Raw genomic sequence first — 9,658 nt, forward strand, 5'->3', positions numbered from 1 at the left:
GGGTGGGGGAGAGGGAGGCGTCAGCCGCGGACGGCCGCGATCGAATCGGCGAGGGCGGACGGGACGTCGGGGACCAGGGTGTGGACGCCGTCCCGGACGATGTGGCGGCCGCCGACCACCGTGTGGCGGACATCCGCGGCCGAGGCCGCGAAGACCGCCGTCTCCGCACCGAGCCGCGGCAGCGGCCCGGCGGTGCGGACCGTGTCCAACGCGATGGTGGTGAAGTCGGCCAGCGCCCCCACCTCCAGGCGGCCCGCGTCCGGGAGGCCGAGGGCGGCGTGGCCGTCCGCCGTGGCCGCGGTCAGCAGCGCAGCCGCCGTCCAGTGGCCACGGGTACGGCTGCGCAGCCGCTCGTTCAGCTCCATCGCCCGCGCCTCCTCCAGGAGGTCGATGACGGCGTGGCTGTCGCTGCCCAGCGACAGCGGGCTGCCGGCCTGCTGGAGCCGGCCGGCCGGGCCGATGCCGTCGGCGAGGTCGCGTTCGGTGGTGGGGCACATGCAGGTGCCGGTGGCGGTGCCGCCGAGGAGGGCGATGTCCTCGTCGGTGAGGTGCGTGTTGTGGACGCCGGTGGTGCGCGGGCCGAGGACCCCGTGGTCGGCGAGGAGCCGGGTGGGGGTGCAGCCGTGGGCGGCCCGGCAGGCGTCGTTCTCGGCGGTCTGCTCGGACAGGTGGACGTGCAGCGGCGCCTGCCGCTCTTCCGCCCACCGGGCGACGGTGGCGAGCTGGCCCGCGGGGACGGCCCGCACGGAGTGGACGGCCGCGCCGATGAGCGCGTGCCCGCGCGGCTTGAGGGCGCAGACGCGTTCCGCCCAGGCTTCGGCGGTGCCGTCGGAGAACCGCCGCTGGTGCTCGTTGGGTGCCTCGCCGAAGCCGGAGGAGAGGTAGGCGGTGTCGAGGAGGGTGATGCGGATGCCGGCGGCCGCGGCGGCCTCGATGAGGGCCTCGCCCATGGCGTTGGGATCGGCGTACGGGGTACCGCCGGGCGCGTGGTGGACGTAGTGGAACTCGCCGACGTTGGTGATGCCGGCCAGGGCCATTTCGGCGTACACCGCGCGGGCGAGGTCGAAGTAGCTGTCGGGGGTGAGGTTCTGGGCGACCTTGTACATGACGTCGCGCCAGGTCCAGAACGTGCCCGAGCCCACCTGGACGACCGAGCGCAGGGCCCGGTGGAAGGCGTGGCTGTGGGCGTTGGCCAGGCCCGGGACGGTCAGGCCGCGCAGGACCTCCGCCCCGGGGGGCGGTGTCTCGGTCCCGGTCCGCAGGGCGGCGATCCGCCCGTCGTCGGACACGTCCAGGGCGACGCCCGGCTCGACACTGCTGCCGAGCCAGGCGTGCTCCAGCCAGTACGTCTTCAACGCGTGCATGTTCAACGACATGCCAGGCCTTCCAGTACGTCGGCGAGGGCGAGGACGCCGGCCACGCAGTCGTCCTCGGGGGCGAACTCCCGCGGGGAGTGGGAGACGCCGGTGGGGTTGCGCACGAACAGCATGGCGGTCGGGACGGCGGCGGAGAGGATGCCCGCGTCGTGTCCGGCACCGGTGCCGAGGACGGGGACGGATCCGCCGAGGATCCGGTTGATCTCGTCGCGCAGGGCGTGCTCGAACTCGACGACCGGGGTGAAGGACTCCCGGACGACGGCGAGGTCGATGCCGTCCTTCTCGGCGTGCTCGCGGGCGGCCTTCTCGATGGCGGTGACCACGGTGTCGAGGGTGGCCTGGTCGGCGGCGCGGGAGTCGAGCCAGCCCCGCACCAGGGAGGGGATGGCGTTGACCCCGTTGGGCTCGACGGAGATCTTGCCGAAGGTGGCGACGGCCCCGGCGAGCGCGGCCTCCGTACGGGCGGCCAGTACGGTCTCGGCGTAGGTGAGCATCGGGTCGCGCCGGTCGACGAGGCGGGTGGTGCCGGCGTGGTTGGCCTCGCCGTGGAAGTCGAACCGCCAGCGGCCGTGCGGCCAGATGGCGGAGGCGATGCCGACGGAGTCGCCTGACAGGTCCAGGGCGCGGCCCTGTTCGACGTGCAGCTCGACGAACGCGCCGATGCGGGCGAGGCGTTCGGGGTCGGCGCCGATGGCGTCGGGGTCGTGGCCTGCGGCCTCCATGGCCTGCGGGAGGCTGATGCCGTCGGCGTCGCGCAGCTCGAACGCCTTCTCCTTGGTCAGCTGCCCGGAGGTGAGGCGGGAGCCGACGCAGGCGAGCCCGAAGCGGGCGCCCTCCTCGTCGCCGAAGTTGACGATGGCGAGGGGACGCTTGAACCGGACGCCGCGGGCGCGGAGCTCGTCGAGCGCGGCGAAGGCGGACACGACGCCGAGGGGGCCGTCGAAGGCGCCGCCGTCGGGGACGGAGTCCAGGTGGGAGCCGGTGACGACGGCGTCACCGGCGGCCGGGTCGCCGAGCCAGGCCCACTGGTTGCCGTTGCGGTCGGTCTCGACGTCGAGGCGGCGGGCCTCCGCCTGCATGCGGAACCAGAGCCGGCAGTCGGCGTCGGCGCCGGTCCAGGCGTAGCGGCGGTATCCGCCGGAGGCGTCGCTGCGGCCGATGGGCCGCAGCGACGTCCACATGGCGTGGAAGCTCTGGCTCACGCGGAGGCCTCTGCGTCGCCCTCGCGCATCGGGACGCGGACGCCCTTGGCGTCGGCCACCGATTCGGCGATGTCGTAGCCGGCGTCGACGTGCCGGATGACGCCCATGCCGGGGTCGTTGGTGAGGACGCGGCGGACCTTCTCCCCGGCGAGCGCCGTGCCGTCGGCGACGGTGACCTGGCCGGCGTGGATGGAGCGGCCCATGCCGACGCCGCCGCCGTGGTGGATGGACACCCAGGAGGCGCCGGAGGCCACGTTGACCATGGCGTTGAGCAGCGGCCAGTCGGCGATGGCGTCGGAGCCGTCGAGCATGGCCTCGGTCTCGCGGTACGGGGAGGCGACGGAGCCGCAGTCGAGGTGGTCGCGGCCGATGGCCAGCGGGGCGGCCAGCTCACCGGAGGCGACCATGTCGTTGAAGCGCTCGCCGGCCTTGTCGCGCTCGCCGTAGCCGAGCCAGCAGATGCGGGCGGGCAGGCCCTGGAAGTGGACGCGCTCGCCGGCCATCTTGATCCAGCGGTGCAGGGACTCGTTCTCCGGGAAGAGCTCCAGGATCGCCTTGTCGGTCTTGGCGATGTCGGAGGCCTCGCCGGACAGGGCGGCCCAGCGGAAGGGGCCCTTGCCCTCGCAGAACAGCGGGCGGATGTAGGCCGGGACGAAGCCGGGGAAGGCGAACGCGCGGTCGTAGCCGGCCAGCCGGGCCTCGCCGCGGATGGAGTTGCCGTAGTCGAAGACCTCGGCGCCGGCGTCCATGAAGCCGACCATGGCCTCGACGTGCCGGGCCATGGACTCGCGGGCACGGGTGGTGAAGCCGGCCGGGTCCTTGGCGGCGGCGTCGGCCATGTCCTCGAAGGCGACGCCGACCGGCAGGTACGACAGCGGGTCGTGGGCGGAGGTCTGGTCGGTGACGATGTCGATCGGGGCGCCCTCGGCGAGCATCTGCGGGAGCAGCTCGGCGGCGTTGCCGAGGAGGCCGATGGACAGCGGCTTGCGCTGGTCGCGGGCCTCGGTGGCGAGCTGGAGGGCGTGGGCGAGCGAGTCGGCCTTGACGTCGAGGTAGCGGTGCTCGATGCGGCGCTCGATGGCGCGCGGGTCGCAGTCGATGCAGATCGCGACGCCGTCGTTCATGGTGACGGCGAGCGGCTGGGCGCCGCCCATGCCGCCGAGGCCGGCGGTGAGGGTGATGGTGCCCGCGAGGGTGCCGCCGAACTTCTTCGCGGCGACGGCGGCGAAGGTCTCGTAGGTGCCCTGGAGGATGCCCTGGGTGCCGATGTAGATCCAGGACCCGGCGGTCATCTGGCCGTACATGGTCAGGCCGAGGTGCTCCAGGCGGCGGAACTCCTCCCAGTTGGCCCAGTCGCCGACGAGGTTGGAGTTGGCGAGGAGGACGCGGGGGGCCCACTCGTGGGTCTGCATGACGCCGACCGGGCGGCCCGACTGGACGAGCATGGTCTCGTCCTGCTTGAGGGTGCGCAGGGTGCGGACCATGGCGTCGAAGGAGCGCCAGTCGCGGGCCGCCTTGCCCGTGCCGCCGTAGACGACGAGCTTGTCCGGGTGCTCGGCGACCTCGGGGTCGAGGTTGTTCTGCAGCATCCGGAGGGCGGCTTCCTGCTGCCATCCCAGGGCGCTGAGCTCGGTGCCGCGCGCGGCTCGTACCGGTCGGGGTCCTGACATGGCGTTGCCTCCTGGCTGGCGAAGTGGCGTGCTGTAGGTAATTCCATTCACATCCTCGCTGCCTGAATAGTTCCAGTCAACAGCTGCGGGCTGGCGCGCCGGATGATGGGATGACGGACATGGCTGCCGAGATGCACGCGCAGGGCGCCGCCGAGCGCCGCGACCTGGCCGTACGGGCCGCCGTCGAGCAGGGTCTCGTCGGCGGGTCGGATCCGGCTCCGCCGCTGGTCTGCCTGCTGGACACGGCCGGGATCCGGGAGGCCGCCGCCGCCCTGACGGACGCGTTCGCTGCCGCACTGCCGCCCGGCACCCCCGTCCTGCACGCCTTCGCGGTCAAGGCCGCGCCGCTGGTGCCGGTGCTGCGGCTGCTCGCCGACGCGGGCCTCGGCTGCGAGGCGGCCAGCCCCGGTGAGCTGGCCCTGGCCCGGGCCGCGGGCGTGCCGGCGGAACGGACGGTGCTGGACTCCCCCGCCAAGACCACGGCAGAGCTGCGGGAGGCCCTCGCCCTCGGGATCGCCGTCAACGCCGACAACCGGCAGGAGCTTGAGCGGCTCGACGCCTTGGTCGCGGAGCGGCCGGCCGGGGCCGTTCCCCCCATCGGCGTACGGATCAACCCCCAGACGGGTGCGGGCTCCATCGACGCGCTGTCCACGGCCACCGCCACCTCGAAGTTCGGCATCGCACTGCGCGACCCGGGCGCGCGGGAGTGGCTCGTACGGGCGTACCTGGACCGCCCGTGGCTCACCCGGCTGCACACCCACTCGGGCTCGCAGGGGGTGCCGCTGCCGCTGATCGCGCAGGGGGTACGGGAGCTGCACGCGCTGGCCGAGGAGATCAACGCGGCGGCCGGGCGCCGCCGGATCGACACCCTCGACATCGGCGGCGGCCTGCCGGTGAACTTCGCCTCGGACGCGCACACCCCGACCTTCGCGGAGTACGTCGGGGTGCTGCGGGAGGCGGTGCCGGCGCTGTTCGACGGCTCGTACGGCCTGGTCACCGAGTTCGGGCGGGCACTGCTGGCCAAGCACGGGCTGGCCGTCGCCCGGGTGGAGTACACCAAGACGACGGGGGCCCGGGCGATCGCCCTCACCCACGCGGGCGTACAGCTGGCCACCCGGACCGTGTACGCGCCGGCGGCGTGGCCGGTGCGGATCCTGCCGTACGACGCGAAGGGCGCCCCGAAGACGGGCCCGCCCGTCGCCCAGGACGTCGCGGGCCCGGCCTGCTTCGCCGGCGACCTGCTGGCCGCGGCCCGGGAGCTGCCGGAGCTGGCCCCGGGAGACCTGGTCGCCGTGCCGGACACCGGCGCGTACTTCTTCACGGCCCACTACGGCTACAACAGCCTGCCGCGGCCGGCGGTACACGGCTTCACGGTCCGCCCGTCGGGCGAGGTCCGCTTCGCCCTGGCCCGCACGCCCCAGACCGCGGCGGACATCGTGGCGGAAGCAGGCGGCGACCTGCGCGACACCCTGCTCTGACCGGACGCGGCGCGGGTCGGGCGTCGGCCGGTGCCCTGACCGGAAGGGCTCGGGCTCACCGCCTCACGGCGCTCCCCCGGCCGGCTTCCGGGTCGCGTCCCCGGGCACGGCACCTCGCCGCGCTGTCGGACCGCGCGGGTACGCCGAGTACGGGACTGCGACCCTCCGCCTCGCGATGCACCGCACCGGATGCCGCGAGCCGGCAGACCGTTCCGATCAGAGCACTAGGCCAGGACCGCCCGCAGGGCCGGGGCGTAGGACGCGACCAGGGCGGTGCGGTCGAGGGCGGTGACCGCCGGGACGCGCAGCAGGTGGCGGGTCAGCGCCAGCCCCAGCAGCTGCGAGACGACCAGGCCCGCGCACGCGGCCGCCCGCTCCGGCCCGAGGGCGGCGGCCAGGGCGGGGAGGGCCTGCCCGGCGAAGACGGCGCGGACGCGGGCGGCGGCCTGCTCGTTGGTCACCGCCGACCGCAGCAGGACCAGCAGGGCGTCGTCGGCCGGGTCGCCCTCCCAGCGGTCGAGGAAGTGCCCCAGCAGGGTCTCGGCCAGGCGGTCGGCGGGCACCGCGGAGAGGTCGGGGATCCGCAGGTCGATCTCGTCCTCGCCGCCGCCCTCCCCCTCCCCCTCGCCGCCGCCGCCGGCGGCCGCCAGCGCCGCGTCGAACAGCCCCTGCTTGCTGCCGAAGTACCGCATCACCATCGACGGGTCGATGCCCGCGTCCGCCGCGACGGCCCGGATGGTCGTGCGTTCGTAGCCGTGTGCGGCGAAGCGTTCCCGCGCGGCGCGCAGGATCGCGGCCTTGGTGCGCGCGCTCTGTGTCATGCCAACAAGCGTAGGCCAACAACCGTTGACATACCAGCGGAGCGGGTGCACTGTGATGTCAACAGCCGTTGGCCAACGACCGTTGGCCCGCCTGAGGAGGCCGTCATGACCAGCACAGCCGCCGCACTCCCCCTCCCCGCCCGCACCGACGTCGCGATCGTCGGCGCCGGCCCCACCGGGCTGGCCCTCGCCGTGACCCTCGCCGAGGCCGGGATCGACTTCGTCCTCCTCGACCGCCAGGCCGAGGGTGCCAACACCTCCCGCGCCGGGGTCGTCCACGCCCGCACCCTGGAGGTGTTCGACGAGCTCGACCCGTCCGGCGCCCTGTCCGCGGAACTGGTCGGCCGCGGCATCCCCGTCTCCCGGTTCCGGATCCGCGACGGGGCCCGCCCGGTCGCCGCCGTCTCCTTCGACGGCCTGCGCGGGCGCACCGCCTATCCGTACGCGCTGATGGTCCCCCAGTACGAGACCGAAGCCGTGCTCCTGGCCCGCCTGCGGGCCCTCGGCGGCGAGGTGCACCGCCCGTACGAGGTCACCGGCGTCACCCAGGACTCCGACGGGGTCACCCTCACCACCGCCGACGGCCAGACCCTGCGGGCCGCCCACGCGGTCGGTGCCGACGGCATGCACAGCACGGTCCGCGGGGCCGCCGGCATCCCGTTCACCGGCGCCTCCTACGCGGAGTCGTTCGTCCTCGCCGACGTGGTCATGGAGTGGTCGCCCGGCCCGCGCGAGGTCTCGCTGACCTTCGGCCCCGTCGGACCGACCATCGTGGCCCCGCTGCCCGGCGGCCGCTACCGGGTCGTGTCCACCGTCGCCGAGGCGGCCGCCCCCGCCGCGCCGGACCTCGCCTACATGCAGCGGCTGCTGGACGGGCTCGCCCCCGGCCAGGCCACCGTCCGCGACCTCGCGTGGTCGTCCCGGTTCCGGATCCACCACCGGGTCGCCGACCGCTACCGGGCGGGCCGCCTGCTGCTGGCCGGGGACGCCGCCCACGTCCACAGCCCGGCCGGCGGCCAGGGCATGAACACCGGCATCCAGGACGCGTACGCGCTCGGCCGTGCCCTCGCCGCCGGCGACGTCGACGGGTACGAAGCCGCCCGCCGGCCCGTCGCCCTGCGCGTGGTGGCCCTCACCGACCGCATGACCCGCTTCTCCACCACCCGCAACCCGGCCCTGCGCCTGGTCCGCAACACCGGACTGCGCCTCGTCGCCGGCGTCCCGGCCCTGAACAACCGCGCCGCGGCCGAGCTGGCGGAGCTCAACTACCGCTGAGCGGCCCGCGGGGGCGGCGGTTCGGGCACCCGTGCCCGAACCGCACCGGCGTTGCCGGGGCCGCGCAGTGGATGGCCGAGCGCCCGCGGCCCGCACCATGGGGCACCTGCTGCAGGCTCCTGCACCTGTACCGGATGGGCCTCGCGCTCGTCCCGGCTGCCGGAAGGGCGGTCGTCAGACGCGCCGAGCGCGTCAAGCCCGCCACAGCAAGGCAGGTAGGGCAGGGCAGGCAGGCGTCTCCCGGCGCCAGCCAGGGGAGCACTTCACTCCACGAACAGGCCCCGGGCCGCGGCGCGGGCGTCGAAGGCCTCCAGCCGGGCCTGGGCATCCGGCAGGGCGTCGGCCATCGCCTCCAGCAGCACCCGCCCGAGCAGCATCGGAGCGCACGCCGTGTCGAAAGCCAGCCCGGTGCCGACGGGCGCCGGGATCAGCAGGTCCGAGTACCGCGCGACCGGCGCGAAGGCCGATTCGGCGACCGTCACCACCGTCAGCCCCGCCGCCCGCGCGTGCTCCAGCGCCTCGGCCACCTCCCGCGGATACCGGGGCAGTGCGAAGCAGAGCAGGGCCGAGGCGCCGGCCCCGGCGGCCGCGTCGATCCGGTCGGCCAGCATCGAGCCGCCCTCGTCGAGGAGCCGCACGTCCGGGTGCACCTTGGCCGCGAAGTACGCGAACCCGCGCGCCTGCGAGGACGCCGCCCGCAGCCCCAGCACGGGCAGCGGGGACGATCCGGCGAGCAGCCGGCCCGCCTCCTCCACCGGCGCGGGGTCGGCGAGCATGGCCGAGAGCCGCCGGAGGTTCTCGATCTCTCCCTGCACGGCCTGCTGGTACTCGTTGTAGGCCTCCACCTGCGGTTCCTCGACCCGCTCGGCGGGCGGGGCCACCTCCCGCAGGTGCCGGCGCAGCGCCGGGTACCCGTCGAAGCCGAGCGCGACCGCGAACCGGGTCACCGACGGCTGGCTCACGCCGGCGAGCTCGGCGAGCTCCACGCTCGACAGGAACGGCACCTCGGTCGCGCCCCGGACCATGCAGTGGGCGATCCGCCGCTGGGTCGGCGTCAGCCGGTGCCCCTCGAACAGCTTCTGCAGCCGCGCCGCCGGGCTGTCGCTCATCCCGACCCCTCCGTCCCCGTACCCATTCAGTCACCGAGCACTCTGCATGCGCTTATGCAGGACGGCAAGCGGCTGCCCGCTTCCCGAGACGCGGTGACCGGCATACGGCGACGGGCCTGCAACGGAGGGCTCCCCCGTGCGTACCGCACGGGGGAGCCCTCCGAGAGGCGGGTTCCGGAACGGACTAGGCGGCGAGGAGCTTCTGCTTCGCCTGCTGGAACTCGGCCTCGGTGATCGCGCCCCGCTCCTTCAGGTCGGCCAGCGCGGCGAGCTCCGACGCGCTGCCTCCGGGACCGGACGTCGTGGCGGCGTCGCGGACGTACGCCTTGAAGGCCGCGTCCGCCTGCCTGGCGCTCTCCAGGTCGCGTTCGGCCATCCCCTTTCCGCGGGCGATGAGGTACACGAGGATGCCGAGGAACGGCAGGATCACCACGAAGATGGTCCAGCCGGCCTTGCCCCAACCGCCCATGTCGTGGCTCCGGAAGATGTCCGTGATGATCTTGAAGAGCAGGAAGAACCACAGGACCCACAGGAATATCAGGAGCATGGTCCAGAAGAGGTTGAGGAGCGGGTAGTCGTCCATCTGAGCCTCCTGGAGGCTTGGTTGCCCCCCGATGGCATTCACCGTTCCGGTATAGCCCGAACTCCCGGGTGCCGCACCCGCAAGGCCTCCTTCCGGGCGACGGAGCCCGTTTGCGGGGCCGGGGCGGCTGTGCCAGCTTGAGTG

General features: G+C 74.2%; 8 protein-coding genes. 2 read left to right on the forward strand and 6 right to left on the reverse strand.

Translation table 11 applies throughout. From position 1 onward, the window contains the following. Positions 1 to 20: 20 nt before the first annotated feature. Genes HYE82_RS29140 through hutU form a run of 3 tightly spaced genes read right to left on the reverse strand, consistent with a single transcriptional unit; the run spans position 21 to position 4,248 of the window. Positions 21 to 1,376 (reverse strand): formimidoylglutamate deiminase, encoded by a 1,356-nt coding sequence (locus HYE82_RS29140; RefSeq protein WP_256987863.1) that lies wholly within the window; start codon positions 1,374 to 1,376, stop codon positions 21 to 23. Next, positions 1,367 to 2,557 carry an allantoate amidohydrolase gene (locus tag HYE82_RS29145; protein ID WP_179177179.1) on the reverse strand — a complete coding sequence of 397 codons (1,191 nt, stop codon included), beginning with the start codon at positions 2,555 to 2,557 and terminating at the stop codon, positions 1,367 to 1,369. Before HYE82_RS29145 ends, HYE82_RS29140 begins: the two co-directional genes overlap by 10 nt. Before the next feature lie 17 nt (positions 2,558 to 2,574). Further along, positions 2,575 to 4,248, reverse strand: coding sequence for a urocanate hydratase (gene hutU, locus HYE82_RS29150; protein ID WP_179177172.1), 1,674 nt, complete (start codon positions 4,246 to 4,248; stop codon positions 2,575 to 2,577). Positions 4,249 to 4,367: 119 nt separating this feature from the next. Between hutU and HYE82_RS29155 the strand changes: the two genes are divergently transcribed. Then, positions 4,368 to 5,726, forward strand: a complete 1,359-nt coding sequence (locus HYE82_RS29155; RefSeq protein WP_179177173.1) for a diaminopimelate decarboxylase — start codon at positions 4,368 to 4,370, stop codon at positions 5,724 to 5,726. A gap of 224 nt (positions 5,727 to 5,950) precedes the next feature. Here the strand turns inward: HYE82_RS29155 and HYE82_RS29160 are convergent, their stop codons facing one another. Continuing rightward, entirely contained in the window at positions 5,951 to 6,547 is a 597-nt protein-coding gene (locus HYE82_RS29160; protein WP_179177174.1) for a TetR/AcrR family transcriptional regulator, read from the reverse strand. Positions 6,548 to 6,652: 105 nt separating this feature from the next. Here HYE82_RS29160 and HYE82_RS29165 point away from each other — a divergent pair, with 105 nt between their 5' ends. Beyond that, a complete protein-coding gene (locus tag HYE82_RS29165; protein WP_179177175.1) occupies positions 6,653 to 7,822 on the forward strand; it encodes an NAD(P)/FAD-dependent oxidoreductase in 1,170 nt (389 codons plus the stop codon). A gap of 263 nt (positions 7,823 to 8,085) precedes the next feature. Here the strand turns inward: HYE82_RS29165 and HYE82_RS29170 are convergent, their stop codons facing one another. Both HYE82_RS29170 and HYE82_RS29175 read right to left on the reverse strand, forming a co-directional pair. Further along, positions 8,086 to 8,931 carry a MurR/RpiR family transcriptional regulator gene (locus HYE82_RS29170; protein ID WP_179177176.1) on the reverse strand — a complete coding sequence of 282 codons (846 nt, stop codon included), beginning with the start codon at positions 8,929 to 8,931 and terminating at the stop codon, positions 8,086 to 8,088. 184 nt (positions 8,932 to 9,115) lie between these two features. Continuing rightward, entirely contained in the window at positions 9,116 to 9,514 is a 399-nt protein-coding gene (locus HYE82_RS29175) for an SHOCT domain-containing protein (RefSeq protein ID WP_179177177.1), read from the reverse strand. Between the last annotated feature and the right edge of the window lie 144 nt (positions 9,515 to 9,658).

This window comes from Streptomyces sp. BR123, from assembly GCF_013401435.1.
Taxonomy (GTDB): Bacteria; Actinomycetota; Actinomycetes; order Streptomycetales; family Streptomycetaceae; genus Streptomyces.